The organism is Brachybacterium sp. FME24 (assembly GCF_014897705.1).
Taxonomy (GTDB): domain Bacteria; phylum Actinomycetota; class Actinomycetes; order Actinomycetales; family Dermabacteraceae; genus Brachybacterium.
Genome location: NZ_JABUXV010000001.1, coordinates 91392 through 117729, shown reverse-complemented (window position 1 = coordinate 117729; position 26338 = coordinate 91392). Strand labels below are relative to the sequence as shown.

General features: G+C 68.0%; 23 protein-coding genes. 11 read left to right on the top strand and 12 right to left on the bottom strand.

Features of this window, described 5'->3' with window-relative positions; translation table 11 throughout:
* Positions 1-70: 70 nt before the first annotated feature.
* The 4 genes from INT51_RS00525 to INT51_RS00510 all read right to left on the bottom strand — a co-directional run bounded on the left by INT51_RS00525 (position 71) and on the right by INT51_RS00510 (position 7381).
* Positions 71-1663: a GMC family oxidoreductase gene (locus INT51_RS00525; RefSeq protein ID WP_193103246.1), complete on the bottom strand. Its 1593-nt coding sequence runs from the start codon at positions 1661-1663 to the stop codon at positions 71-73.
* Positions 1664-1752: 89 nt separating this feature from the next.
* Entirely contained in the window at positions 1753-3237 is a 1485-nt protein-coding gene (locus tag INT51_RS00520) for an aldehyde dehydrogenase family protein (RefSeq protein ID WP_193103245.1), read from the bottom strand.
* A complete protein-coding gene (betT, locus tag INT51_RS00515) occupies positions 3230-5473 on the bottom strand; it encodes a choline BCCT transporter BetT (protein ID WP_193103244.1) in 2244 nt (747 codons plus the stop codon). Before betT ends, INT51_RS00520 begins: the two co-directional genes overlap by 8 nt.
* 456 nt (positions 5474-5929) lie before the next feature.
* Positions 5930-7381, bottom strand: coding sequence for an MDR family MFS transporter (locus INT51_RS00510; protein WP_193103243.1), 1452 nt, complete (start codon positions 7379-7381; stop codon positions 5930-5932).
* Between the two features lie 82 nt (positions 7382-7463).
* On the opposite strand from INT51_RS00510, the gene INT51_RS00505 reads away from it, so the two are divergent.
* Genes INT51_RS00505 through INT51_RS00495 form a run of 3 tightly spaced genes read left to right on the top strand, consistent with a single transcriptional unit; the run spans position 7464 to position 9572 of the window.
* Positions 7464-8066: a hypothetical protein gene (locus INT51_RS00505; protein WP_370540769.1), complete on the top strand. Its 603-nt coding sequence runs from the start codon at positions 7464-7466 to the stop codon at positions 8064-8066.
* Between the two features lie 52 nt (positions 8067-8118).
* Positions 8119-8805, top strand: a complete 687-nt coding sequence (locus INT51_RS00500; RefSeq protein ID WP_193103241.1) for a dihydrofolate reductase family protein — start codon at positions 8119-8121, stop codon at positions 8803-8805.
* Positions 8802-9572: a DUF899 family protein gene (locus tag INT51_RS00495; protein ID WP_193103240.1), complete on the top strand. Its 771-nt coding sequence runs from the start codon at positions 8802-8804 to the stop codon at positions 9570-9572. Before INT51_RS00500 ends, INT51_RS00495 begins: the two co-directional genes overlap by 4 nt.
* A 4-nt stretch (positions 9573-9576) precedes the next feature.
* Here the strand turns inward: INT51_RS00495 and INT51_RS00490 are convergent, their stop codons facing one another.
* Positions 9577-9897 carry a putative quinol monooxygenase gene (locus tag INT51_RS00490; protein ID WP_193103239.1) on the bottom strand — a complete coding sequence of 107 codons (321 nt, stop codon included), beginning with the start codon at positions 9895-9897 and terminating at the stop codon, positions 9577-9579.
* Positions 9898-10024: 127 nt separating this feature from the next.
* Here INT51_RS00490 and INT51_RS00485 point away from each other — a divergent pair, with 127 nt between their 5' ends.
* The 4 genes from INT51_RS00485 to INT51_RS00470 all read left to right on the top strand — a co-directional run bounded on the left by INT51_RS00485 (position 10025) and on the right by INT51_RS00470 (position 13806).
* The gene (locus INT51_RS00485; RefSeq protein ID WP_193103238.1) at positions 10025-10816 is read left to right on the top strand and encodes an IclR family transcriptional regulator; all 792 of its coding nucleotides are present in this window, start codon (positions 10025-10027) and stop codon (positions 10814-10816) included.
* Between the two features lie 110 nt (positions 10817-10926).
* Complete coding sequence (locus tag INT51_RS00480; protein ID WP_193103237.1) at positions 10927-11517, top strand: hypothetical protein; 591 nt, start codon at positions 10927-10929, stop codon at positions 11515-11517.
* Complete coding sequence (locus INT51_RS00475; protein ID WP_193103236.1) at positions 11514-13085, top strand: GMC family oxidoreductase; 1572 nt, start codon at positions 11514-11516, stop codon at positions 13083-13085. Before INT51_RS00480 ends, INT51_RS00475 begins: the two co-directional genes overlap by 4 nt.
* A gap of 310 nt (positions 13086-13395) precedes the next feature.
* A complete protein-coding gene (locus INT51_RS00470) occupies positions 13396-13806 on the top strand; it encodes a hypothetical protein (protein WP_193103235.1) in 411 nt (136 codons plus the stop codon).
* A 76-nt stretch (positions 13807-13882) separates the two neighbouring features.
* Here the strand turns inward: INT51_RS00470 and INT51_RS00465 are convergent, their stop codons facing one another.
* The gene (locus INT51_RS00465; RefSeq protein ID WP_193103234.1) at positions 13883-14227 is read right to left on the bottom strand and encodes a universal stress protein; all 345 of its coding nucleotides are present in this window, start codon (positions 14225-14227) and stop codon (positions 13883-13885) included.
* A gap of 149 nt (positions 14228-14376) precedes the next feature.
* On the opposite strand from INT51_RS00465, the gene INT51_RS00460 reads away from it, so the two are divergent.
* From INT51_RS00460 to INT51_RS00450, 3 genes are read left to right on the top strand one after another with little or no spacing between them, the layout of a single operon-like run.
* Complete coding sequence (locus INT51_RS00460) at positions 14377-15393, top strand: tripartite tricarboxylate transporter substrate binding protein (RefSeq protein ID WP_193103233.1); 1017 nt, start codon at positions 14377-14379, stop codon at positions 15391-15393.
* Positions 15390-15947 (top strand): tripartite tricarboxylate transporter TctB family protein, encoded by a 558-nt coding sequence (locus tag INT51_RS00455; RefSeq protein ID WP_193103232.1) that lies wholly within the window; start codon positions 15390-15392, stop codon positions 15945-15947. Before INT51_RS00460 ends, INT51_RS00455 begins: the two co-directional genes overlap by 4 nt.
* Positions 15947-17452 (top strand): tripartite tricarboxylate transporter permease, encoded by a 1506-nt coding sequence (locus tag INT51_RS00450; RefSeq protein WP_193103231.1) that lies wholly within the window; start codon positions 15947-15949, stop codon positions 17450-17452. Before INT51_RS00455 ends, INT51_RS00450 begins: the two co-directional genes overlap by 1 nt.
* A gap of 87 nt (positions 17453-17539) precedes the next feature.
* On the opposite strand, the gene INT51_RS00445 is transcribed toward INT51_RS00450, so the two are convergent.
* Both INT51_RS00445 and INT51_RS00440 read right to left on the bottom strand, forming a co-directional pair.
* Positions 17540-18349, bottom strand: a complete 810-nt coding sequence (locus INT51_RS00445) for a SurA N-terminal domain-containing protein (RefSeq protein ID WP_193103230.1) — start codon at positions 18347-18349, stop codon at positions 17540-17542.
* Positions 18350-18555: 206 nt separating this feature from the next.
* Entirely contained in the window at positions 18556-20409 is a 1854-nt protein-coding gene (locus INT51_RS00440) for a DNA/RNA non-specific endonuclease (RefSeq protein ID WP_193103229.1), read from the bottom strand.
* A gap of 87 nt (positions 20410-20496) precedes the next feature.
* Between INT51_RS00440 and INT51_RS00435 the strand changes: the two genes are divergently transcribed.
* On the top strand, positions 20497-20862 hold the full coding sequence (locus INT51_RS00435) for a hypothetical protein (protein ID WP_193103228.1): 366 nt from the start codon (positions 20497-20499) through the stop codon (positions 20860-20862).
* A 76-nt stretch (positions 20863-20938) separates the two neighbouring features.
* Here the strand turns inward: INT51_RS00435 and INT51_RS00430 are convergent, their stop codons facing one another.
* The 4 genes from INT51_RS00430 to INT51_RS00415 form a co-directional block, all read right to left on the bottom strand.
* A complete protein-coding gene (locus INT51_RS00430) occupies positions 20939-21787 on the bottom strand; it encodes a sugar phosphate isomerase/epimerase (RefSeq protein ID WP_193103227.1) in 849 nt (282 codons plus the stop codon).
* Between the two features lie 46 nt (positions 21788-21833).
* Positions 21834-23015 carry a Gfo/Idh/MocA family protein gene (locus INT51_RS00425; RefSeq protein ID WP_193103226.1) on the bottom strand — a complete coding sequence of 394 codons (1182 nt, stop codon included), beginning with the start codon at positions 23013-23015 and terminating at the stop codon, positions 21834-21836.
* Positions 23016-23151: 136 nt separating this feature from the next.
* Positions 23152-24597 carry an MFS transporter gene (locus tag INT51_RS00420; protein ID WP_193103225.1) on the bottom strand — a complete coding sequence of 482 codons (1446 nt, stop codon included), beginning with the start codon at positions 24595-24597 and terminating at the stop codon, positions 23152-23154.
* A gap of 476 nt (positions 24598-25073) precedes the next feature.
* Entirely contained in the window at positions 25074-26120 is a 1047-nt protein-coding gene (locus INT51_RS00415) for a transglycosylase family protein (protein ID WP_193103224.1), read from the bottom strand.
* Positions 26121-26338 lie beyond the last annotated feature (218 nt).

The following is a 26338-nucleotide window of genomic DNA, read 5'->3' as shown; positions in this document are numbered from 1 at the left end:
GTGACAGGGCGGCCCCGCACTTCGGTGCGGGGCCGCCCTTTCGCGTCAGCCCGGTGAAGAGCCGCGGTGTTCAGGCGCTGTGTGCGCTGCGGATCAGATCCGCGGCGCGCTCGCCGATCAGCATCGTGGTGATGTTGGGGTTCACCGCGACCAGCTGCGGCATCACCGAGCCGTCGACCACGCGCAGTCCCGTGACGCCCTTGACCCGCAGCTGCGGGTCCAGCGGCGACAGGTCGTCGTCCACCGCCCCCATCCGGCACGAGCCGGCGGGGTGATAGACGGTGTTGTGGGTCTTGGAGACGTAGTCGGCGATGTCCTCATCGGACTGCACTGCCTCGCCGGGGAACAGTTCGCGCCCGCGGAACGCGTCCATGCCGGGCTGGGAGACGATCTCGCGGGCCTTTTTGATCCCCGCGACGGCGACGGCCATGTCATGACCGTCCTCGTCGGTGAAGTACCGCGGGTCGACCCTGGGCTTGTCGCGGTAGTCGATCGAGCGCAGCCGCACCGTGCCGCGCGAGCGGGCATGGGTGACGTTCGGTGTCAGCGCGAAGGACTCCGGGGAGGTGGGGTAGCCCTGGCGGCGGGTGTGCATGTCGAAGGGCACCGAGCCGTAGTGCATCATCAGATCCGGCAGGTCCAGGCCATCCTGGGTGGGCGTGAAGATCCCGATCTCCCACCACTGCGTGGACTCCCGCGTCATCTTCTGCGTGGACTCCCAGGAGATCACGGCCTCCGGGTGGTCCTGCAGGTTCGAGCCGACGCCGGGGGAGTCGACGCGCACCTCGATGCCCACCTCGCGCAGGTGCTCCGCCGGGCCGATACCGGAGAGCATCAGCAGCTTCGGCGAATCGATCGCGCCGGCGGAGAGGATGACCTCGCGTCGGGCATGCATGATCGAGGAGCGGTCGAAGGAGTTGTCGATGTACTCCACGCCCGTGGCCCGCTGGTCCTCGTCGAACAGGACCCGCATCACCTGGAGACCGGTGAGGACGTGCAGGTTCTCGCGCTCCAGGTTCGGGTGCAGGTAGGACACCGAGGACGAGGCCCGGGTGCCGTCGGCCTGACGGTTCACCTGGAACCAGTTCGCCCCGTGGACCACGGTCTCGAAGTCGTTGAACGTGGCCCTCGGGATGCCGGCCTGCTCGCAGGCCTCCAGCAGGGCGATGCCGACCGGGTCCTCGGGCGGCACGTCCATGAGGTGCACGGGACCGTCGGTGCCGTGGCCCTCGCCGCTGCGGGACATGTTCGTCTCCAGCCGTGCGATCAGCGGGATGATCGTCTCGGCGTTCCAGCCCTCGGCGCCGAGGCGCTCCCACAGGTCCATGTCCTCCGCCGGCGGGTGGAAGGCGATGCACGAGTTGTGCGAGGAGCAGCCGCCCAGAACCTTCGCGCGGGCATGGCGCATGAAGGAGTTGCCGTTCTCCTGCGGCTCGATCGGGTAATCCCAGTCGAGCCCGCCCTCGAGCAGCTCGGGCCAGCGCTTGAGCTGCAGCACCTCCTGGTGCTCGAGGTCCGAGGGGCCGGCTTCGAGGAGGGCGACGTCGATGCTCGGGTCCTCGCTGAGGCGCGAGGCGAGGGCCGCTCCGGCGGAGCCGCCGCCGACGACGACGTAGTCGAACTCGGCGACGGGGTTCTCGGAGGGGAGATCCTGAGTGGACATGTCTTCTGCTTCCTGTCGAGAGGGAGGTGGTGGTGCGGGGGCCGCCCCGCCGGCGTGGGGCACAGCGGGGCGGCCCGGACCGCGCGGAGTCAGCCCTTGCGGGGGAACCAGCCGGTCACGGCCGGTTCGGTGTTCTCGTAGATGTGCTTGGACTCGGTGTACTCCTCGAGACCGGTGGGGCCCAGCTCGCGGCCCACACCGGACATCTTGAAGCCGCCCCACTCCGCCTGCGGCAGGTAGGGGTGGAAGTCGTTGATCCAGATGGTGCCGTGGCGAAGCCGCCGCGAGACCCGGTTCGCGATCCCGGAGTTCGAGGTCCACACCGCACCGGCCAGGCCGTACTCGGTGTCATTGGCGATCGCGATCGCCTCCTCCTCGGTGGAGAAGGTCTCGACGGTGATGACGGGGCCGAAGCCCTCCTCGATCACCGCAGGGTTCTCGGAGGTGCACTGATCCAGCACGGTCGGCGCGTAGAAGTAGCCCTTCTCATGCTCCGGTCCGCCCCAGTGGCCCCCCGTGCGCAGGCGACCGCCGGCCTCGATACCGCGCGTCACGTAGTCGGTGACCTTGTCGCGGTGCTCCTTCGAGATCAGCGGGCCGGTCTCGGCCTTCTCGTCCAGCGGGCCGCCCATCACGATGCCCTCGGCGCGGGCCACCAGGTCATCGACGAACCGTTCGGCGATGGTGTCCTGCACGATCAGGCGCGTGCCGGCGGAGCAGAGCAGACCGGAATCCATGAAACCGGCGTTCAGCGCATTGTCGAGCGCGGCCTCGTACTCGGCGTCGGCGAAGATCACGTTGGGGTTCTTCCCGCCGAGCTCGAGAGCCACCTTCTTGATACCCTGCGCGGCGGACGCCGCGATCTTCCGGCCGGTGACCAGGCCACCGGTGAAGGAGACCAGGTCGATCTCCGGGTGGGAGGACAGCGGTGCACCGACCACGCCGCCGGCGCCGAGCACCAGATTCGCCACGCCCGCGGGCAGGCCCAGCTTGTCCATCACGTCCACGATCAGGATCGTGGTGTGCGGGGTGAGCTCGGCCGGCTTGATGATGAAGGAGTTGCCGGCGGCCAGGGCCGGGGCGATCTTCCACGCGGCCTGCAGCAGCGGGAAGTTCCAGGGGGTGATCATGCCGCACACCCCGATCGGCTCGTGCACCACTCGGGAGATCACGCTGTCGTCCCCGGCATCGACCAGACGGCCCGGGTTCTGCCCCGCGACCTTCCCGAAGTAGCGGAAGCAGGCGGTGATGTCGTCCATGTCGCCCTCGGCCTCGACCAGGCGCTTGCCGGTATCGAAGGCCTCGGCGCGGGCGAACTCCGCCTTGCGCTCCTGGAGCTGGTCGGCGACCTGCAGCAGGAAGTCGCCGCGCTCGGAGGCCGGCTTGTCGGCCCACACGCGGGACTCGAAGGCCGCACGGGCCGCGAGGATCGCGCGCTCGACGTCCTCGGCGGTGGCCTCGGAGACGACACCGACCTCGGTCTGGTCGGCGGGGCAGGTGACTACGCGGGTCTCGCCGGTGGACGAGGGGACCCAGGCTCCGTCGATGTACAGGGTGGCAAGGGTGTCAGTCATGGCGCTCCTTCGAGTCGGCGTTCTCCGCGGCATCCGTCGGCACGGAGCCCGCGGGGGTGTCGGTGTGGTCGGTGTCGGCCCAGGTGTTCGGTGCGGTGACGGGGATCGTGCCCGTCGCGGTGCCGATCTCGGTGCTGAGGGTCAGGTACATGATGTGAGCATCGTAGGAGTCCAGGACGTCGGCGATGACCTGATCCTTCGAGTAGCCCATGATGTCGCGGCCGCGGGAGCCGAGGGTCGAGAAGATCTCCACCCGGAAGTAGGTGTCGCGCACGGCCGCGAGATTCGCCGCGAAGCTCGGCGTCGAATAGGCCACCGGGTAGGTCTGGTACTTGAAGTCCTCGCCCTCGGGGAAGGAGACGACGAGGTCCACGAAGGGGATCCCGCTGTCCGGGTGCGCTCCGCGATGGCAGGCGACCTCGGCACCGAGCTTCTGCAGCTCCGCCGACACCTCTTCGACGGCAGGAGTGGCGACGGTATCGATGAAGGTCGTCGCCTGCTCCGCCGAGGCATAGGACATGCGGTGCTGCAGGCGCTGGCGCCAGGAGCCGCGGTCGCTGCCGTCGGCTTCACGGACCCGGCTGGTCAGCAGGGCGGGGAGGGTCGCCTGGCGGGATTCGAGGTTCATGTGCTCGGTGCGCAGCACCTTCCACAGACTGAACATCACCAAGTAGATCATCACCGACAGCGGCAATCCGACGATCACGGTCGCGGCCTGGAGCGTGTAGACGCCGTCGATGAACAGCATCACCAGGGTCAGGGCGCCGGTGATCACGGCCCAGACGATGCGCAGCCACGGCGGGCCGTCGGAATCGGTGGTGGTGGCCTTGGAGGTCATGTTCGCCATCACCAGCGAACCGGAATCCGCAGAGGTGGTGTAGAAGAACAGCCCGGTGAGCATGGCGAGCGAGACCGTGAAGAGCGCGCCGGGGTACTGGTCGAGCAGGTTGAAGAATCCGGACTCGGGCTGGTTGATGGTGAGGTCGAGGAACGCCTCGTCCGCGAAGAAGCTCATCGCCGCGTTCCCGAATATCGAGACCCACAGCAGGATGAAGGCGAAGGGGATCAGCAGCACGCCGACGACGAACTGACGCAGGGTGCGGCCCCGGGAGATGCGTGCCAGGAACAGGCTCACGAAGGGCGCCCAGGCGATCCACCAGGCCCAGAAGAACAGGGTCCAGTCGGCCATCCACTGATCCGCGGGGTAGTCCGCCGTGCCCTCGCTGTAGGCGAAGGTGTTCATCAGCATCGAGGGGAACCGCGAGAAGAAGTCGCCGATGTTCTGGACCAGGGCGTTGAGCAGCTGAGGGGTGTTCCCGGAGAACAGCACCCACAGCATCAGCACGAGGGCGAGCAGCACGTTGAGCTCGGAGAGGCGGCGGATGCCCTTGTCCACGCCGGAGACCGTGGAAAGGATCGTGATGAACACCGCGAGCGCCATCAGGGCGATCTGCACCGCGAGCGAGTTCGGGATGCCGAACAGTGCGGAGAGGCCGAAGTTCAGGAAGACGACGCCGATGCCGAGGGACACCGAGATGCCGAAGATGGTGCCGATGGTCGCGCCGATCTCGGCGACATGGCCCACGGCGCCGTGGATCCGCTTGCCGAAGATCGGCGCCAGGGCGGAGCGGATCGACAGCGGCAGGTGGTACCGGTAGGCGAACAGGCCGAAGGCCATGCCCATCAGGGCGTACATCGCCCAGCCGGGGATCCCGTAGTGGAAGATCGTCCAGACGGTGGCCATCCGGGCGGCCTCCTCGGAACCGGCCGGGACATCCGGCGGGGTGAGGAAGTTCGTGGCCGGTCCGGAGATCCCGAAGAACATCAGGTCCACGCCGATGCCGGCCGCGAACAGCATGGCCGCCCAGGTGAACAGGTTGTACTTCGGCAGCGAATGGTCCGGGCCCATCTTCGTCTGCCCCACCTTGGAGAAGGCGACGATCAGCACGAACACCACCACGAGCGCGGCGGTCAGGACGTAGTACCAGCCGAAGTTCGTCGCCACCCACGCCATGGAGCCGAAGATGACGGTCTCCGCCGTGCCCGGCCAGATCGCGGCGAACAGCACGAACAGGACGATGATCACGGCGGTGCCGAGGAACACCGGCCAGTTGACCGGCGAATGGGCGGGTTTCGCGGCTCCGGTCGGGGTCGAGCTGGGACCGTCGTCGTCTCCGGGGCTCCTCCCGGTGCCGGGGGAGTCAGCGGGACGAGGAGAGGGTGAGACCTCGGTCATCACGGTCCTTTCGTTCGACGTGCGAGCGGAGCGGGCCGGCTCGCACGGACGAACGGACCCGTCAGCGGGATCGGAGCCGACGACCGGGTCCATCCCCAGGTCGCAGGCCCTTCGACCTTAGGAGCGATCGGGTTGCGAGGCCAATGGGGAGCAGGAGAGGTGACCCAGCAGTCACCCACGGGGTCCGAGAGGGACGACGTCGTCCTCTCGCGCAGGGTGCGTCCAGTGTGACCTGCACTGCACCAGGTGTCCAGGTTCCCTGCTCCGCCTCGGGTCCGTGGACGCCGGCAGGATTGCCGGTGAGCGAGCGGGTGGGCTCAGACGTGCAGCTCCTCGCGGACCAGCGCCGTGAAGCGGATGCGGTGGAGCACCACGGCCTCCGCCTCGGGCCGGTTGCCGATCGAGAGCACCTCGAGGAGAGTTCCGGAGAGCAGGGGACCGCTCGGAGGCCGCGGACTACTCCTGCATCGCCGCCTCAGGCTCCGGCTGTCGCGGCCGTGAGCCGCGCAGGAAGCAGGCGCCGATCAGGCCGAGGATCGAGATGCCGCCGGCCACGATGAAGGCCACGTTCACGCCGTGGACCGCACCGGCCATGCCGAACTCCTCCGTATCCCGGGCGGAGGCGGTCATCACCGTCACCAGCACTCCAGTGCCGACGGAGGCGGCGACCTGGCGCATCGTATTGTTCACGGCGGCGCCGTGCGGGATCAGCCGCTGCGGGAGCTGGTTCAACGCCGCAGTGGTCACCGGCATGATCACCATCGCCGTGCCGAACATCCGCACCGCATTGACGACAGCGATGTACGCGAAGGTGGTGTCCACGCTCAGCCGGGCGAGCAGGAAGCTGGTGATCGTCAGCAGGGCGAAGCCGATGATCGCGAGCGCCGAGGCGCCGAAGCGGTCGAAGATCCGGCCGGTCACGGGGGACATGAAGCCCATGATGAGCGCGCCCGGCAGCAGCACCAGTCCGGACTCCATGGCGGTGAAGTCGCTCATGTTCTGCATGTACAGCGGGATCATCAGCATCCCGCCGATCATCGCCATGAACACCAGCATGCCCAGTACGGTGCCGAGCGTGAACATGCGGTTGCTCAGCACCCGCAGTTCGAGCAGCGGCTCCTCCAGGCGCAGCTGGCGGCGCACGAACCACACCAGGGCCAGCACGCCCACGATCAGCGGGATGGTCACCTGGAGGCTGGACCAGCCCACGTTGCCTGCGTTGCTGAAGCCGAACAGCAACCCGCCGAAGGCGAAGGTGGACAGGATCAGCGAGAGCACGTCCAGGCGCGGGTTCGTCTGCTCGGTGACGTTCTTCAGCGTGAGGTGCGCGAAGAGCAGCGCGCCCAGCGCGATCGGCAGCATCATCACGAACAGCACCCGCCACGACCAGTGGTCCACGATGAATCCGGACAGGGTCGGCCCGATCGCGGGGGCGAAGGAGATCACCAGGCCGAAGGTGCCCATGGCCGTGCCGCGCTTATGGATCGGGAAGATCGCGAACAGGATCGTCTGCATCAGCGGCATGATCATTCCGCCGCTGGCTGCCTGGACCACCCGGCCCAGCAGCAGCACCCCGTAGGTCGGGGCGATCGCGCAGATGACCGTCCCCAGCGTGAAGATGGCCATCGCGGCGAAGAACATCGTGCGGGTGGTGAACTTCTGGATCAGGAACGCCGTCGCCGGGATCATGATGCCGTTGACCAGCATGAACAGTGTGGTCACCCATTGGGCGGTGTTCGCGGTGATGCCGAAGTCCACCATGAACGCCGGCAGAGCCGTGTTCAGCAGGGTCTGGTTGAGGATGATCACGAAGGCCCCGGCGAGCAGCACCGCCATCACCAGGTTGGGGTTCGCCGCCGGCGGTGCGGAGTCGTGCATCTCCGAAGTGTCGTCGCGGGTGTGACCCATGGGCGGATCCTCTCTCTTGTCGATCCTCGCCAGGCCGCTTCCCCGATCCTCGCGCGGCTGATGCTGCCGCGCACGAGATTAGGTGCCAAGTTGCACTGGGTGCAAGGTTTGGCGGGTGCAAGGCATATCTCGGTGCCCCAGGTCACCGTATCCGTCGCACAGTGGTGCAGCGCCTTCCTCGACCACGACTGCTCCGACCCTCGCCGCGCGCGCCGACCAGTCGCTCGCGGGGCTCGCTCCGGGGTATTTCGCTCGGGTGATGGTGACCGGGATCGTGTCGGTCGGGGTGCGCACGGCCGGGGCCGATGGTGCGGCGCTGGTGATGCTGGTGCTCGGGGTGCTCATCGCTGCGGTGCTGGCCGTCCTCTACATCGCGCGGTGGATCCGTCACCGTGACCGGATGCGCCGCGACGCGAAGAGCCCCGAGAGTGCCTTCGGATACTTCACGGTCGTCGCCGCCTGCAGCGTGCTGGCCGTCGGGCTGCAGGCGGAGGGGTTCGGCACGGTCTCCGTGGTGCTGCTGGGGATCGGTGCTGCGATCTGGATCGGGCTGGGCTATGGGCTGCCCTGGCAGGTGCTGATGACCCGTGACGGGGAGCCGATCCTCGCCCGCAGCAACGGCAGCTGGTTCGTCCGGTCGGTCGCCTCGGGCCCTGGACGGGGACCGGCCGCCGTGCTTGGGTAGATGGACCCCGCCTCGGCATCCGCCGGGCAGGCATCCCGAGGAGCGATCGCCGATGAGCGATACCAGCACCACAGACACCGATGTGCCAGCAGGGAACGCCGCCGGCGAGCTGCTGGTCGACTTCATCCTCTCCCTCGACGGCTGCGCCGCCGGCGAGGGCTGGCCGGGCTGGTGGGGGCTCGAGAGCCCCGAGTATCTCGCCTGGCTGGGCGAACAGCCGGACTCCGTCACGCTGATGGGCGCCACCACCTACCGTCTGATGTCGCAGATGGCCCGGCAGGCCGAGGAGAACGACGTCTCCGAGGAGGAGCGGGCCAGCTTCGCGCAGATGGCCGAGGTCCCGAAGATCGTCTTCTCCTCGACCCTCGAGGAGCCGCTGACCTGGCCGAACTCCACCCTCATCAGCACCGATGCGATCGAGACGGTGAGGGAGTTGAAGCGCACTGCGACCGCACCGCTGACCACCACGGGCAGCATCCGGCTCAGCCATTCGCTGATGAAGGCAGGCCTGGTGGACCGCTTCCGCATCATCCTGTTCCCGGTGGTCACCGGGCGCACCGGGCTGGAGAGGATCTGGGAGCAGTTCGAGGACTTCGCCCTCGACCTCGTAGCCGCCCGCACCTTCGAGGGCGGTCTCCAGCTGCTCGAGTACGCGCCGACTTACCTGTCCAGGCCGCCCGGCTCCGCGTGGGACCGCAGCGGACCTGCCGGAGAGACGGGCGGGAGCGCCGAGCGATGAGCACACCGTCGACGCACCCTTCGGGTCGCCCGCCCGAGGTGGACCTGGAGACCTGGCAGACCGCCCGCGACGAGCTGCTGGTCCGGGAGAAGGCGCACACCCGCGAAGGCGATGCGATCGCCGCGGCGCGGCGCCGACTGCCGATGGTGGAAGTCGACGGGAGCACCCCGGTCACCGGTCCCGTCGGATCCGTGCCGTTCCTGTCCCTGTTCGAGGGGCGGGACCGGCTCATGGTCTATCAGCACATGTGGCACGACGGAGCCCCGCACCAGGGGCAGTGCGAGGGCTGCACCACCACCGCCTGGCATCTCCACGACGCGACCTACCTGAACGCCCATGGCGTCTCGCTCGCCGTCCTCACCACCGGGCTCTGGCAGGAGGTCCATCCCTTCACCACGTTCATGGGCTACCGCCGCGTGCCCTGGTACTCGGTGCGGGAGGCCCCCGCCCCGATCGGCGGCGACATGGGGCACCTGGCGAGCTTCCTGCGCGACGGCGACCGGGTCTTCCTCACCTACCGCACCACCGGACGCGGCAACGAGGCGGTCAACTTCTCGATGAGCCTGCTGGACATGACGCCCTATGGGCGCGGCGAGGACTGGGAGGACGTCCCGGACGGCTGGCCCGCCGGGCGCCACGCCTGCTGGACCTGGCGCACCGACGCCGAGGGCACCCCCACCGGGGGAGGGACCAGCCGGCCGCTGCCCCAGTGGGGGCGGCCCGGGGCCACGCCGGTCACGACCACGGGCCGACGCGGAGGGCGCTGACCCCTCACTCGACGGTGATCTCCCCCATCGGGCCCCAGCCCTCGCTGTCGATCTGCTGGGAGATGATCTGCGGGGTGGACGTGAGGTACTGCGGGAACTCCGCCTGCATTTTCTTGAAGTGCTCGGACTTCACGTGGGGCTCGGCGCCCTCGTCGGTGAACGCCTCGATCAGCACATAGGTGTCGGGGTCCTTCACGCTGCGGGACCACTCGAACCACAGGTTGCCCGGTTCGGCCAGGGTCGTCTCGGTGAACTCCCGGGAGATCTCGGGCCACTGCTCGGCGTATTCGGGCTTCACCGGGAACTTCACGTTGATGAGGATCATCGTCGGGTCCTTTCAGATCGGGATGGTGAGCACATCCTGCCCTGCTCACCCTGTGTGCGGTAGGAGGATTCTCGCAAGGCAAGAACAGTTTCTGCGGCACAATGAGCTCAGACCATGAGGGGGACACATGACCGTCATGCACGATCGGGACGATGAGGCCCCGACCGGACAGATCGCCCGCGCGCTCGCCGTGCTCGAGGCCGTCGCCGCAGGCGGCAGCAGCACGGCGCGTGCCATCGCCGACGCCACCTCGATACCGCTGCCGACGGTGTACCGCATCGCGCAGGAGCTGATCCGCGAGGAATACCTCGTCCACCTCAAGGAGGAGAAGCGCTTCGCGCTCGGTTACCAGCTGCATCGACTGGCCGTCGGCCTCCACGAGGACCTCGGCATCCCGCGTGCCGTCCGCGAGGAGGTGCATGCGATGCATCGAGACCTCGGGATGGCCGCCTACCTGGCCATCCATCGCGGCACCGACTTCGTCGTCGTCCATGTCTCCGAGTCCCCGCAGTTCCCGAGGCTGTCCCCGCTCGGATTCGGTTTCCACGAGAGCCCGCACGCCACCGCCTTCGGGAAGGTCGGGCTCAGCGCTCTGGAGATCGAGGAGCGCGATACGTACCTCTCCGGTGGTGATCTGCGCGCCCACACCGATCGCACCCTCACCGATCCTGCGGCGCTGCGCCGGCAGCTCGACGAGATCGCCGAGCGGGGCATCGCCTGGGAGCACCAGGAGTTCCGGCTCGGAACGGACTGCCTCGCGGGCTCGATCAAGGCCGACGACGGCATGCTCATCGGATCCGTCGCGGTCTCGGCGCCTGTTGCGGCCTACGAGGGGCGGATCCGTCACGTCGAGGACCGAGTGCGAGCCTGCGCCTCCCGTGCCGGTCGTGCCTATCGCCTCGGCAGTCACCACGCCTGACCGGGATGACGCCCCTTCTCGCCCTGCGATAACGCTGATTGCCGCCCCCGCACACCGGTCCTAGGTTGTGCCTCACATCACTGTCGATGATGCAGTGGGAAGGAGATGTCATGAGCGCATCGCAGAGCAGCGACACCGTCAACGACGTCGAAGGAACCGAAGAGGCCGAGAGCACCCTGATCGCCCTGATCAAAGCCGCGTTCCCGCACGAAGGGGTTCCGGACTCCGCCTATGGACGAGCCGCCGCCACCGTGCGGAAGCAGGCGGCGGAGAGCATCTGGATGCGGGTCAAGCTCGCCCAGGGCCTGGATTCCCTCCAAGGCCTGGCAGAGGGACGCTTCGCGCAGCTGACACCGCAGGAGGCGCTGCCGCTCCTGTTGCGGATCCAGCACACGACCTTCTTCGGCTTCGTGCGGCAGACGGTCGTGGTGACCCTGTACGAGGACGAGGAGGTGTGGGACGCGCTCGGCTACGAGGGCCCGTCCTTCGAGAAGGGCGGCTACGTCGATCGTGGGTTCGACGACCTGGACTGGTTGCCCGAGCCGCGGATCGAGGAGTACGACGGCGAACCGCTGCAGGAGGTCGTCTCCGATCTGCCCACCGTCGCCAGCACCGCGAGCACCCGCGGGGCCGCGGTCCCGGCCGGGCAGAGCAGTGCGCGCGCAGGACGTACCGGGTCCGGAAGGAAGGGCACAGCATGAACACCACCACGATCGACCATGACACCGAGACCGTCGTCATCATCGGCTCGGGAGCCGGTGGCGGCACCCTCGCCTACGAGCTGACCAAGCAGGGCATCGAGTGCGTCGTGCTCGAAGCCGGTCCGTACCTGCGCAATGAGGACTACATGAACCTCGAGTGGGAGGCCTTCAACCAGATGGCCTGGACCGATGCGCGCACCACCTCGGGTTCGTGGCGCATCGCCCAGGACTTCCCCAACCTGCCCACCTGGATCGTGAAGGCCGTCGGCGGGACGACCACGCACTGGTCCGGGGCGACACCGCGCTTCAAGGCGCACGAGTTCAAGGCGCGCAGCACCTATGGCCGCATCGACGGCGCCAGCCTGCTGGATTGGCCGATCTCCTCCGAAGACCTCGATCCCTACTACACGCGTGCCGAGGACGCGATCGGCTCCACCCACCGCGGCGGGCGCCCGCCGCTGCCGGCGAACAACAACTACAAGGTGCTCGCAGCTGGAGCCGAGAAGCTCGGTTATCGCTACTACGCGACCGGCCCCTACGGCACGAACGCCGCGCCCTATGACGGCCGTCCGGCCTCCATCCAGGACGGCTTCAATTTCCAGGGCGACAAGAACAAGTCCAAATGGTCGACCATGGTGCGCGAGATCCCGCGTGCGCTGGAGACCGGCCTGCTGGATCTGCGCCCCGACTCCCATGTCGCACAGATCCTCCATGACCGCACCGGCCGCGCGAACGCAGTGATCTACCTCGACCAGGACGGCAACCTGCACCGTCAGGCCGCCAAAGTGGTGTGCGTGGCCGGGAACTCGATCGAGACCCCGCGCCTGCTGCACCTCAGCTCCTCCTCGATGTTCCCCGACGGGCTCGCGAACTCCTCCGGGCAGGTGGGTCGCAACTACATGCGCCACATGACCGGCAGCGTCTACGCCCAGTTCGACATGCCGGTGAACATGTACCGCGGCGAGACCATGGCCGGGAACATCTCCGACGAGTCCGTGCACAACCCTGCCCGAGGCTTCGCCGGCGGCTACTACATCCAGACGATCTCCCTGGGCCCCGCCTTCATGGCGAGCTTCGTGGAGCCAGGAGCCTGGGGCCCCGACTTCACGAAGCTGCTGGATGCCTATGCGCACACCGCCGGCTGCTGGCTGGTGGGGGAGGACATGCCGCAGGAGTCCAATGCGGTCACCCTGAACTCCACGGTGACCGACCAGCACGGGCTGCCGGCGGCGCACGTGCACGTCGATGACCACGCCAACGACGGAGCGATGCGCAAGCACGCCTACGGTGCGGCGACCCGCCTGTACAACGCGGTCGGCGCGGTGAGCACTCACCGCACCACGCCGTATCCGTCCACGCACAACCTCGGCACCTGCCGCATGAGCGAGCGGCCCGAGGACGGCGTGGTCGACAAATGGGGCAGAGCCCACGACGTGCCGAACCTGTTCATCTCCGACGGCTCGCAGTTCACCACCGGAGCCGCCGCGAACCCGACGCTGACGATCGTGGCCCTGGCGATCCGTCAGGCCGAGTATCTTGCCGGGGCGCTGAAGAAGGGCGAGATCTGAGCGACTGCACCGCGGTGCGCTGATCTCCACGTCGAGTGCCCGGGCCGAGCGCGGCCCGGGCACTCGAGCTGCTCGTCGGATGCGGCAGAACCCTCCTCCCGCCTGGGTCGGGCCTCCGGCACGTCCGTCTCCCGTCACGGGGTGATGCAGGGCCGGGCGTGTCACGTGCTCCGGTGGACAGACGATCGTCGGCCCGGTGGACGGACGATCGTCGTGTGCGTCAAGCAGGCAAAGGTACTCGGTCCCTCTCGGGCGGGCTTCTAGGCTCGTCCATCTCGCGGCAACGCAGCCGCCCGAACAGAGGAACCCCATGAGAACCCGCAGAATCAGCTCGATCCTCCTGGCAGGCGCCATGATGGTCGGGGGAACCGCCGCGGCAGCAGCGCCCGCCGCCGCGGAGGACTTCGAAGCCGCCGCGCCCCACCAGCGGTGCCTGTGGCTCGCCGACGACGCGGGCCTCGGATGCTTCAATCCCCAAGGAGACGTCTTCGCGGCTCACGACACCGTCCGCGACGGCAAGCGAGTGGTCACCGCATGGCAGACGGACTACGGACGGACCGGAGAATGCCACAACGCCAAGGGAGCGTTCTCCACCCATTTCTGCGATGGATCCGATCTGGCCGAACACCGGAAGGTGCGCTTCAAGGTCAGCCTCCGCGACGGGGCCAGTGGTGACGACGAGAAGTCGACGGGCTGGTCGGACTGGCTCTCCATCGGCTGAGCGCCCTGGGTGCCCGTGCTCGACCACTGGGAGGTCGACGCAGCCGGGTATCTGTCGTCGGCGCGCGCCGGAGCGATCAGGACTTGATACAGATGACCGGCTTGTTCGCCTCGAGGATGATCTGCTGGGCGGAGGAGCCGAGGAAGAGCTTGGCGACCGCCGTGCGATGGCGCACGCCGATCACGACTGCCGAGATGTCGTCGCGCTCCGCACGATCGATCAGATCACCGGCGGGGGAGTGGGTGCGGTCATCGGGACGCTCGATCGTCTCGGAGATGTCTCCGAGCGATTCCGAGGGAGTGTGCTCACCGTCGAGGAGGAAGTACACGAGACCTTCCCCGCGTCGCCGCGCCTCGGTGATCGCGAAGAGATATGCAGCGTGACCAGCAGGCGTCTCGGTTCCGGCGACGAGAACTGACATAGGAGCTCCTTGACGAGGTCGGGTCCTGGGAACCCTAGTCGATGCGTGGGCCCTGTACACGAAGACTGCGCGGATCATGCTTAGACTGGGCGACCATCCCGCCGGGTCCACATCCCCTCGGCGGCGTCCATGACGAAGGAGTCGTGTCCATGCCCCCTGTCGCCGGCGACGAGCCGCAGGACTCGCCCCCGACCCGTCGGCGCGCGTTCAGCATCGGATTCGGGGTCCTCGCGGTCCCGGTCATCGGAGTTGCCGCCTACCAGTCGATCCGAGCAGCTGCGGGCGGCACCAATGTCCGCGCCAACTTGACGCTGGTCGCGCCCGCCGCCGCCGGAGGCGGCTGGGATGCGTTCCAGCGCGAGATGCAGCAGACGATGCGGTCCAACAGTCTGGTCGGCAACGTGCAGGTGGTGAACATCCCCGGCGCGGGCGGCACGATCGCCCTGGGCAGCGTCGGCCAGCTGAACGAACCCAACACCCTGATGGTCGGCGGGACCGGCCAGATCGCGGCGCAGATCCAGTTCAGCACCGAATCCGTGATCACGGACGTGACCCCGATCGCCCGCGTCGTCGAGGAGTACGCGGTGGTCACCGTGCCTGCCGAATCCCCGCACCAGGACCTCGAATCCCTGCTCGAGGCCTGGCGCTCGGATCCTCCGGCAATGCCCTGGACCGGCGGCGGCTCCTTCGATCAGCTGGTCATGACCGACCTGGCGCTCGCGGCCGGCATCGCCCCGCAGGAGACCACCTACATCTCCTCCGACGGTGGTGGCGAAGCGATCCAGGCCCTGCTCAACGGGACCGCCCAGGCCACTGCCGGTGGCTTCGCCGACATGCTCCCGCAGATCGAGGCCGGGCGTCTGCGCGGTCTCGGCGTGGTGGCACCGGAGCGGCTGGACGGGGTCGACATCCCCACTCTGACCGAGCTCGGATACGACGTCACTCTGACGAACTGGCGGGCCCTGTTCGCGCCGCCCGTGGTGACCGCGGAAGAGATCGGCGAGCTCGAGGTCCTGATCACGGAAGCCGTCGCGGCCCCCGAATGGAAGGACGCCGTGAAGCGGTACTACTGGAAGGAAGTCCCCCTGGTCGGTGAGGAGCTGACGCAGTACGTCGCCGACGAGACCGAGCGGATCGCCGGACTGTTCGCGGAGATCAACGGATGACCGGCGTGGACAGCACCGGGAACGGGCCCGCGGGGAAGCAGCAGAGCTTCTGGCACGGTCGTTCCGCCCTGCTGATGCCCGCGATCCTCGCGGCCTTCAGCCTGTTCCTGCTGATCGGCTCGGCCCTCCTGGATGCTGGCAGCACCGACTTCCCCGGGCCCCGCTTCTTCCCCGTGATCCTCGGATCGGTCGGGCTGCTGCTGGCCGTGCTCCTCGCGCTCGGTGTGCTGCGTACGCCGGAGCCGGTCGCAGAGGCGGACACGGCACCAGGGACGGCCTCGGAGACGCCGCAGCGCACGTATCGCACCCACTCCGATTTCGTGGCACTGGCCTGGGTCGCCGGAGGCTTCCTCGCCTTCGCCCTGCTGCTGCCGTGGGCCGGCTGGATCCTGGCCGGTGCCCTGCTGTTCTGGTGCACGGCGCACGGATTCGGCTCCCGTCGACCGGTGTTCGACATCCTGATCGCGCTGTTCCTCAGCTCGGTCGTCTACCTGATCTTCAGCACCGGGCTGGGCCTGATCCTGCCCTCCGGCATCCTGGGAGGTGGATTCTGATGGAACAGCTCGACCTCCTGATGCAGGGCTTCGCAGGAGCCCTCACTCCGATGAACATCCTCTGGGTGATCGTCGGCTGCCTGCTCGGCACCGCCGTCGGCGTGCTCCCCGGCCTCGGCTCCTCGATGGCGGTGGCGCTCCTGCTGCCGATGACCTTCGCCCTCGATCCGACCGCGGCGTTCATCCTGTTCGCCGGCGTGTACTTCGGTGGCCTGTTCGGCGACTCGACGATGGCGATCCTCCTGAACACCCCCGGGCAGGCCTCCGCGATCGCCTCGACCTTCGAGGGTCATCGCATGGCGAACGACGGGCGCGCCCCGCAGGCCCTCGCCACCGCCGCGATCGGCGCCTTCATCGGCGGCATGGTCGCCTCCGTCCTGGTCGTGTTCCTCTCGCCGACCCTGGTGGCCCTGTCCTCCAGCTTCGGGCCCCCGGAATTCTTCGCCCTGGCCCTGTTCGCCTTCGTCGCCACCTCCTCCGTGGTCTCCGACAACGTCCTCAAGGGCCTCGCGGCGCTCGTGCTCGGGATCGGGATCACCTTGGTGGGCACCGACGGCGTCTCGGGCCTGACACGCTTCACCCTGGGCTCCCCGCAGCTGTTCGACGGCATCTCCCTGGTGACCGTGACCGTCGGCGTCCTCGCACTCGGTGAGGTCCTCTACGTGGTCTCCCGGGTCAAGCGGGAACGGGAAGACCTCGAGACCCGTGTCGCCGGCAGACCGTTCCTGAGCCGCAAGGAGTTCGCCGAGGCCGCCCCGGCCTGGGGTCGCGGCACACTCATCGGGCTGCCCTTCGGGGTGATCCCCGCCGGCGGCGCCGAGGTCCCCACCTTCCTCGCCTACGAGGCCGAGCGCCGTCTGGACCGTCGGCGCCGAGTGCCGAAGTTCGGCAAGGGCGCCATCCGTGGTCTCGCGGCGCCCGAGGCTGCCGGCAACGCCACCACGGGTATGGCGATGGGCGCCCTGCTCGCCCTGGGCTTACCGGTCTCGGCGACCGCGGCGATCATGCTTGCCGCCTTCAAGCAGTACGGCCTGCAGCCCGGACCGCTGCTGTTCGACCGCAGCCCGGAGCTGGTCTGGGCACTGCTGGCCAGCTTCTTCCTGGCGATGGTGGTGCTGCTGATCATCAACCTGCCCTTCGCCCAACTGTGGGCGAAGCTGCTGCTGATCCCGAAGCCGCAGCTCTACGCGGGGATCACGCTCTTCTGCGGGCTGGGGATCTACGCGACCTCGGGAGCGGCCTTCGACCTGGTGCTGCTGCTCGTGATCGGCGTGCTCGGCTTCGTGATGCGCCGCTACGACTACCCCGTCGCCCCGCTCATGATCGGGATGGTGCTGGGCCCGCTCGCAGAGAGCTCGCTGCGCGATGCGCTGCTGTCCTCCGTCGGGGACCCGCGGGTGCTGTTCTCCAGCCCGATCACGCTCGTGATCTACGCGCTGCTGGCCGTGGTCATCGCGCTCTCGGTGCGCAACTCCGTGCGCAAGCGCACCCGCCGCGACCTCTGAGAGCGCGGGGTCTGCCGTCGACGGGACGACCGGACTCGATGCCGGTCATCCCGTCGGCGGGGTCGCGCCGTCTCCCCGTGGGGTCTCTCAGATGTTGACGGTGACGTCGCCCTGCTCACGCAGGCCCGAGGCGATCTCGGTCGCCGCCTCGTTCTGCTGCTGGGAGACCGCCTGCTGCGCGAGCTGGTCCTTGACCTCTTCGAAGGGCGGGACCTCCGACTGCTGGCCACCGGCCTGGGACTGCTGCGCGACGAGTTCGTCGTACTGGGCCTTCAGCTCCTCGTCGGTCGGCTCCTTGACGTCCGCCTCCTGCTCGATGAAGGTGGTGAGCGTGAACTGGGAGGCGGCGTCGCTGCGCACGTCCTCCTCGCTCATGCCCTGCTGCTCGAGCGCCGCGATGACCTCGTCGGCGGAGCCCATGTTGTTCTGGGCGGCGATCTCCTCGAGGGTGGCGTCGATATCCGCATCGGTGGCCTCGATGCCGGCATCGCCCGCCGCCTGCTGCAGCAGGCGGTTGTCCACGAGCTGATTGGCGACCTGCTTCTTCAGCTCGGTCTGGTCGACCTCCTGGCCGGTGGACTGCTGCTGCATCGCGGCCTGCTGGAACTGCGATTCGTACGCGGTCACGAACTCGTCCTTGGCGATCTTCTCGCCATTGACTTCGGCGACGACGTCGGGCACGTCCGAGACGTCGGCCTCGGGCGCGGCCTGGCCGCCACCGTCGCTGCCGGCGAGGGGACTGCCTCCGCCATCGCTCGCGGCGGGCGGCTGGCCGCCTCCATCGCTGGCGCCCGTCGGAGCGGCCTGGTCATCGCTGCATCCGGTCAAGGCCACGATGGCCGCGAACGAGACCGCGGCGAACGTGGTTCGAAGCTTCGAGGTGCTGGGGACCTTCACTGTGCCTCCTGAGGTTGACGGCGCGGGCGACGCTACGCCCCGAATCCTGGCATCGCGTTGCAGAAGCGTCCAGGGCCCGATCAGGAAGGCGAATTCCGTGAGGGGACTCTCGTCGTCGCCGCCGCTCCTGGAGGGCGATTCTCAGGCCGGAGCAGCAGGATCGCGGTCAGGCTCGGCCGTCAGCGCGCCGCCCGACGCGAGGGGCCTCACCAGGGGATCTGCTCCGTGCTCTCCAGGAGACTCGGAGGGGCAGCCTCCGTGCGTGCACCAGCTCGCGCGGAGCGCTCGTCGTCCGCCGATGCGAAGGTGAGCCCGGTGCGCTCGGTGATCTCGTCGAGACTCACCAGGTACGTGGAGAACGCGGAGAAGTCCAGGCGTTCGAGGCCGTGGAGGTCCTGCGTGAGCAGGAACGACTGCACCCGCAGCTCGTCCTCGACGACGTAGTAGACGGCCTTGTAGTACGTGCTCGGCAACTGCATCCCGCGATACTCCCGGTCGTTCTCGTCGAACACCGGTCCGCCGATCACGCTGACCCGCAGCTGCTGCACCTCGACCTGCTCGAACAGGGAGTTCTCCACCTCGCCCCAGACGCCGCCCCGGCCGGACTGATTGAACTGCGCCATCTGCGGGGCGATGTTCGTGAACGTGAAGGAGTCCCGGTTGGCCTGCTGGGCCTCGGCGGTCGGCCCCCAGGTGAGGTCGGCGCGGCGAGCGAGGTGCCCGCGGTCGAGATCGTTGCCCCGGTACAGGTCCTCCCCGGCCTGGACCTCGTCCGGAAGGCGATCATCCAGGGTGAACCCCTGCCCCTCGCGGCTGATCCGCTGCAGGCGGCCCCCGTCGATGTTCCACGCGACGAACCGCGCGAAGCGGCGCGAGGAGGACTGCACCAGGGAGAAGTGCGTGTACGGGACGAGAGGGTCCCCGTCGACCTCGGCCGCGTCCTTGCGGTGCTCGGGCGTCAGCTCGGGCACTGCGACCGGATGGGCCAGGAAATCCGGGTCGTAGCCCCGGGCGCTCGCCTGTGCGGCGGCCTCCGCCTCTGCGGTGGCGGGGGACAGGGAGAAGCCGAGGCGGTCCCGGAGCGAGGAGGCGTAATTGGCCAGTGCCCGCTCCTGCCCGTCCGCACTGTCGGCTCCGGCGAAGTGCAGACCGCCCATCACGGTGGAGGTCCGGCCGTTGCCGGCCTTGAGCATCCACACGGCACCGGAGTCCCCACCATCGCTCAGCGAGACCTGCTCGTCGGACCGTCGCGGGTCCGGTTCGATCTCGAATCCGCCGATGCTCTGCTCACCCTTCCCGTCGTCGTAGTCGAGGGACACGATCGTATGGATCCGGGAGACCAGACCGTGGGTCACTCCCGTCGTGCGGCCTGACTTGACCACGCGGTCCCCGAGCTCGGGGTCACCGATCTCCTCGGGGACGACGTCCAGCCCCAGGATCGACGGGTCCGATTCGCGGCGGTCCAGAGAAGCGATCGCGCCGTCCCCTGCGACGCCGAGGTGAGAGCGCAGCAGGCGGCCGACGACGTTGCGCGGATCACCCGAGTTGTCGTCATGGGTTCCGGGCTGCAGGACCTCGTCGCCGATGGAACCGTCGGGTCCCTGCAGGACGTGCCAGTTCGACAGCAGGACAGGATCGCCCGTGCGACGGTCGTGGACGATGGCGCCCGCGGTGCCGGCGGAGACCGTCGGATGCGAGACGCTCACTCCCGGGCGCAACGGGTCGGCGCGACGCGTCCGCTCATCATCGATCGCCTCCGGCACCACCTCATAGGCGGGGACGAACGACCGCTCGACGACATCCGTGGGAACCTCGACGGCATCGATGGCGATGACTTCCGGGAGCGCGCGGGTCGCAGCGCTCTCCAGCTCGGCAGGATCGAGCTTCCGACGCACCGTGAACTGGATGCACACCGGCCCGGTGCGGCGGCCACCGATCTCCTTGTGCCCGATGCCCAGCGAGGTGACGTTCTCGTCCTCGAGGTGCAAGCGGCCCCAGCGCCGGATCCACTGCCGCATGCGGTCGATGTCGGTTCCCGGGTCATCCGTCGTCGAAGTCATGCCCCCAGTGTGCGCCGTGGGGGTGACGAAGGGGCGTCACGCAGGTGACGCCGCGTAGGCGCCGTCCTAGGATGTCGAAGTATGCAGATGAGCATCCCGACCGACTGCGGCAACTCCCCGCGGATGGCGATCGTCGCCGACCTGGTGACGGCCTGGGCGGCGAGGGAGGACGGGACAGTGCGCGGCTGGCTGCGCGAGGACGCGACCTGGGTGCTCGTCGGCGCCGAAGACGCAGAAGCCCCTGGCGACATCGTGCCGCCGCCGCTCGACGCAGAGCGAGGTGAGATCCTCACCGTTCTGAACCACGGTCGCCTGGCAGCCTGCGACGGCTACCTCGTGCGCGGTACGCAGCGGGTGGACTTCTGCCACGTGATCCGCTTCGCAGGGGCCTCGAAGACCGCGCGGATACGGGAGATCCGCACCTACCTGATGCCTGCCGCTGGCGAGCGCTGAGCCGGACAGCACGATGCCCGGTGCCACCTGCCGGAGCAGGCGGGACCGGGCATCGGGACCGCAGAGCGAGGGGAGGTCAGTACCCGATGGACTTCAGGTACTCGCGGGATTCGCGAATGCAGTCGATCGGGTCGCGCCCATAGGTGTCGTCCTGCTCGATGAGGAAGTACTCGGCGCCGGCCTTCTCGGCGGCGGGCAGCAGCTCGGGCCAGTTCATGTTGCCCTGGCCGACCTCGGCGAACTGACCCAGCGCCAGGAACGCGCCGTAGAACTCCTTCATGTCGATCTCCTTCGCCTCGAACTTCTCGACGATGTCCGCGGGGAGCGGGGCGACGCGGAAGTCCTTGACGTGGATCAGCTTGCAGGCGCCCGAGTAGGCCGCGAGCATGTCCAGCGGCGCCATGCCGCCACGCTGGACCCAGTGCAGGTCCACCTCGAACAGCAGCGACGGCGCCACCCGGCGCACGACGTCGAAGATCAGCTCATCGTCGAACCGGATGAGGTCCACGTGGTGGTTGTGATAGCACAGCGTGATGCCCTGCTCGGCGAGGCGAGCTGCGTACGGCTCCACGGAGGCGGCCCACGCCTCGCAGGCCTCCTTCGAGGTCATCGCCGAGAACGGCATCATGCCGATCCGCAGGAACCGGGAACCGGTCTTCGCACAGGCGTCGACGGCGCGGTCGAACTCGGTCTCCAGCGCGAAGCCGTTGCCGCCGGGGGCGATCGAGGCGCTCATCGCGGCGGTCTCGACGCCGAAGTCGGCCTTGCCTCGCACCAGGTCGTCGATCAGCTCGTCGGTCATCTCCACCTGGGAGACCTCGACGGCGTCGATGTCGAGCTCGCGCACCTGGCGCAGCACCTCGTACATCCCCTTCTCGTTGATCTGGTCCTTGAGCATCATGAGCTGGAGTCCGAGGACGGGCATGGAGTCTCTCCTTCGAAGGTCGTCAGGGGTGATGTGGTGAGGTCGTTCAGGATCGGACGGGGTACGTACCCTCGGCCTCGATGCGCGTGTTCAGCTCGGCGAGGTACTCCTCGGCCGGATAGTCGACCAGGTCGATCTCGCGACCGGTCCAGGCAGACAACTGCATGCCGGAGGCCAGGCGCACACCGTTGATGCCCTCGGCGCCGTCCGCGATCAGCGGGGTGCCCTCGTTGACGTGGGCGGCGAAGTTGGTCAGGACATCGATGTGCTGCTTGCCCCAGACGGACTCGTAGTCCTTGACCTCGGTGGTGTACACCTCCGAGGGATCCATCTCGCCACGGAACAGCTTGGCGACGTCCTGCATCGACATCTTCGCGCTGAGGTCTCGTTCGGGCTCCGCCAGTCGGGTGATGGTGACCTTCTTCGAGGCGTCGACCACGACCTTGCCCTGGTCGAACAGCATCTCCAGACGGTCGGTTCCGATGATGTCGTTCGTGGAGGTCATGAAGTGCCCGGTGGCACCGTCACCGAAGTCGACGACCGCATTGACCTCGTCCTCGGTGGCGATGTCGCGCTGGAAGCCGAAGGCCAGCTTCGCGAAGACCTTCTGCGGGGTGCCGCACAGCCACTGCCACAGGTCGAGCTGGTGGGGGGCCTGGTTGACCAACACGCCGCCGCCCTCGCCGCCCCAGGTCGCGCGCCACGCCGACTGGTCGTAGTAGCCCTGCGGGCGCCACCAGGTCGTGATGATCCACGAGGTGTGGCGCAGCTTCCCGAGCTCTCCGGAGTCGATCAGCGCCTTGAGGTCCGTGTAGACCGGGTTGGTGCGCTGGTTGAACATGATGGCGAAGGTCGTCTCGGGGTGTGCGGCCGCGAAGTCGTTCATCTCCTCGACCTGCTTCGTGTAGACGCCGGCCGGCTTCTCGGTGAGGGTGTGGATGCCCTTGCCGATCGCGGTGATGGTCATCTCGGCGTGCAGGAAGTGCGGGACCGTGGTGACCACGGCGTCGACATCCCCGGAGTCGAGCATCGCGATGTAGTCCTCGTAGAAGGGCACGCCCGGGTGCTTCTCGGTGGCGACGTCCTGCTTCGCGGGATCGACGTCCGCGATCGCGCCGAGGCTCATGCCCGGTACCTTGCCCTCGGCGATGACGCCGGCGTACATCCCGCCCTGGGCGCCCAGCCCGATGATCCCGAGCCGTACCTTCTTCTCTACCTTCTCCGACATGGTGTCTCCTGTCCTCTGTGACTGGTGGTGGCCCGCGGCGCGGGCCGGATAGGTGGGTGGGGCGCCACCTCGTGACGCTTCCGATGTGCCGTCTCATCGGCGGCCCCTGCGCCGGGGCCGCCGATGGGGCGGTGTCTCAGGCCTGCGCTTCCTCCGCGGCGTGCTTCTGCTCAAGTGTCGCAATATTCGCGTCGACGCGCTTCTTGGACAGCGGGTACCAGAAGATCAGAGCCAGCGCCGAGACCAGCAGCAGCGCGGCCGGCAACAGGGTGGCGAGGTTGTAGATGCCGTCGAGCACCTGATCCGCCTGGACGATGTTCTCACCGGCGGTGGACTCGTATCCGATCCAGCCCAGCGCCCAGCCGGTGAGGCCACCGGCGACGGCCTGCCCGAGCTTGCGCGCCCAGGAGTAGGTCGCGTACACGGTCGCGTCGTTGCGCTCACCGGTGCGGATCTCCTGGTAGTCGATCACATCGGTGATGAACGCCCAGATCAGGATGTTCAGCGCCATGAGGCCGAACATGAGCACGGCGTATCCGCCCATGAACACGTACGGGCTGTCGGTGCGGAGGAAGTACATGACCAGGGCGGCGGCGATCCCGACTGCCAGACCGGTGACGCCGACCTCCTTCTTGCCGAATGTCTTGGCCAGCTTCGAGGCGAAGGGGACCAGCAGCAGGGTCGGTGCGAGCCCCACGAAGTTCACGGCGCTGAGCAGCTGGCCGTTGTTGAAGTACTCGTTGAACAGGTACGGCATGATCGTGCCGAGCGTCATGAAGGCGACCAGCATGAACAGGGAGCTGGTGACGAGGCCGGTCAGCGCACGGTTCGTGACCAGGGTGCCCATGGTCTGTGCGAAGCCCATGCGCTCGCCCTTGGGCTTCGGAGCGGTATGGACGCGCTCCTGCACGTTCACGAAGCACAGGAGGTAGCAGAGGACTGCGAGGATGCCGCAGCCCGCTGCTGCGAGCATCATCCGGGTGCCGGACAGCTCGGACTGACCGTTGATCTGGACGAACACGACCAGCGGCAGGACCACGGAGATGGCCAGGTTCGCGAGAGTCGCGCCGAGGGAGCGGAACACCGACAGCGAGGCGCGGTGCTCGGCCTTGTTCGAGATCACGGAGGCCATGGAGCCGTAGGGGATGTTGATCAGCGTGTAGAAGACCGTGCCCCACAGGAAGTAGGTGAAGATCATCCAGCCCAGACGCATGCCGTAGCTGCCGTCCTGCAGGAAGGGCGAGAACATGAGGAAGGCTGCGCCGGAGACCGGGATCATGATGCGCAGCAGCCAGGGCTTGAAGCGGCCGCTCCTGCCCGGCTTCAGCACGTCGATGAGGCGCCCGGCGCCGACGTCCGTGAACGCATCGAGGATGCGGGCTGCGAAGAGCAAGGTGCCGACGTGGGCGGCGTTGATGCCCATGACGTTGGTGTAGAAGATCAGGAAGAAGGTGGACTGCAGGATGAACGTGAAGTCGTTCCCGAAGTCCCCGAACATGTACCCGATCTTGTCGCGCCAGCCGAACGGCCGAGTCCGTGCGGCCGAACTCTGCGCGGGCACGTGGGCTGCGGTGGTGCTCATCATTGTGCTCCTTCAGTCTCATCGTTGAGGGGGCGCCGGCGATCACACGCATCGGGGTGCGGACAGCGGATCGGGTTCGCCCTGGTCGCCGTGGCTGTACGCAGCCGAACGGAACGAGTGATCTGAGTCTGTGCGGAACAGTTGAAAGCGGGACGTTCTTGCCATCTGTTGCAGCGAAAGTGCCCCGTGGTCTCGACGAGCGTTTCCGCACGCACCGCTCTCACCAGTGCCTTTGATGTCGACCCAGGAACTTCGGGACCTCGAGGTCGAGGGCTTACGTCACAGTTTCACTGAAGTTGCCATGGATTGCCGCGTCGCTGGGGCGGTGGAACTCGCCCGTGGATGGGCGGTGGCGGGATGCCTCGAGCGGTGCCTTAGCCCTCGGGGACGACGAACGGCCGGGCCGCCCCTGAGGGTGGCCCGGCCGTCCGGGATGCGCGGTGATGCCGCGTGTGCGGCGTGTGGCCGCGGAGTGATCAGTAGAGGTTGAGGAAGGTCTGCACGACCTCCGTGGTGTCCTCATCGATCTCGTCGGAACCGTTCTGGGTGGCACCGACCTCGTGCTGGAGGCCCGCGACGGTCTTCTCGCCGATGACGCCGTCCTGCTCGGTACCTGCCCAGGCCTGGAGTGCGAGGGTGGTCTCCTCGTTCATCTCACCGGTCTGCTCCACGCCCAGCCAATCCTGGAGGGCGGTGATCGTCTTCGGGCCCATCTTGCCGTCGACGTCGAGGGTGCCGGCCACGGAGAGGTCGCCGGTCGCCTGCGAGCCGGGCTCACCGGCGGGTGCCTGCTGCTCGGTCTCGGACTGCTTGGGCTGCTCGGCCTTGGGGGCCTCGGCCGGAGCGGCAGGCTTCTCGGCGGGCTTCTCGGCCTGCTGCTTCTGCTCGGTCTCCTTGGTGAAGCCGTTGTCGTCGCAGTTGTCCGCGATGCCGTCGCCGTCGCAGCTCCAGTCACCCTGCTTCTCGGTGGGCTGACGCTCCGTGGAGCGGTTCGCCTTCTGCTCGCTCTCGCGGGCAGGGGTGGACTCCTGCTGCTGGGAGTCGGAGCTCTTCTGCTCCTCCTGCTGGCCGGAGTCCTGGGACTCCTGCTGCTCGGAGTCGTCGTTCTCGGACTCGGCGGGCGCACCGCTGGTGTCGGCGCCACCGGAGAGGGCGGAACCGCAGTTCGGCCACGCGCCGGCGCCCTGGCCCGCGAGGACCTTCTCGCCGATGGCGATCTGCTGGCTCTTCGAGGCCTGGTCGGCGGTGGAGGCGTACTGCGAGCCGCCGAAGGCGTCCCACGTCTGCTGGGAGAACTGCAGGCCGCCGTAGTAGCCATTGCCGGTGTTGATCGACCAGTCGCCGCCGGATTCGCACTGGGCGACCTCGTCCCAGCCGCCCGCAGCGTTCGCGGCGGAGCCGGTGGCGAGCATGCCGGTGGCGACGATCGCGCCTCCGGCGAGGCTGACGGCGGTGCGGGTCATGCCACGGCGGAACATGGCGCTCTTAGGGGTCCTGATGGCGTGCGTGTTGTGCTGGGACATGAACACGTCCTTTCGCAAATCTCGCGGGTCTCGGATGTCTGGTGGACCTCACGCCTCTGGTGGGCCCCACACGTCTCGCGTCGTGTATCTCGCGTCTGACGAACGATCGCCACCGTAGGTCCGCCCTCCCCCCTCGCGGCAAGGCATATGGACTACCGGTGACGGCATCTTTACCTCGGCCTACCGATCAGATGACGCTCGAGATGATGCCGAGCGCG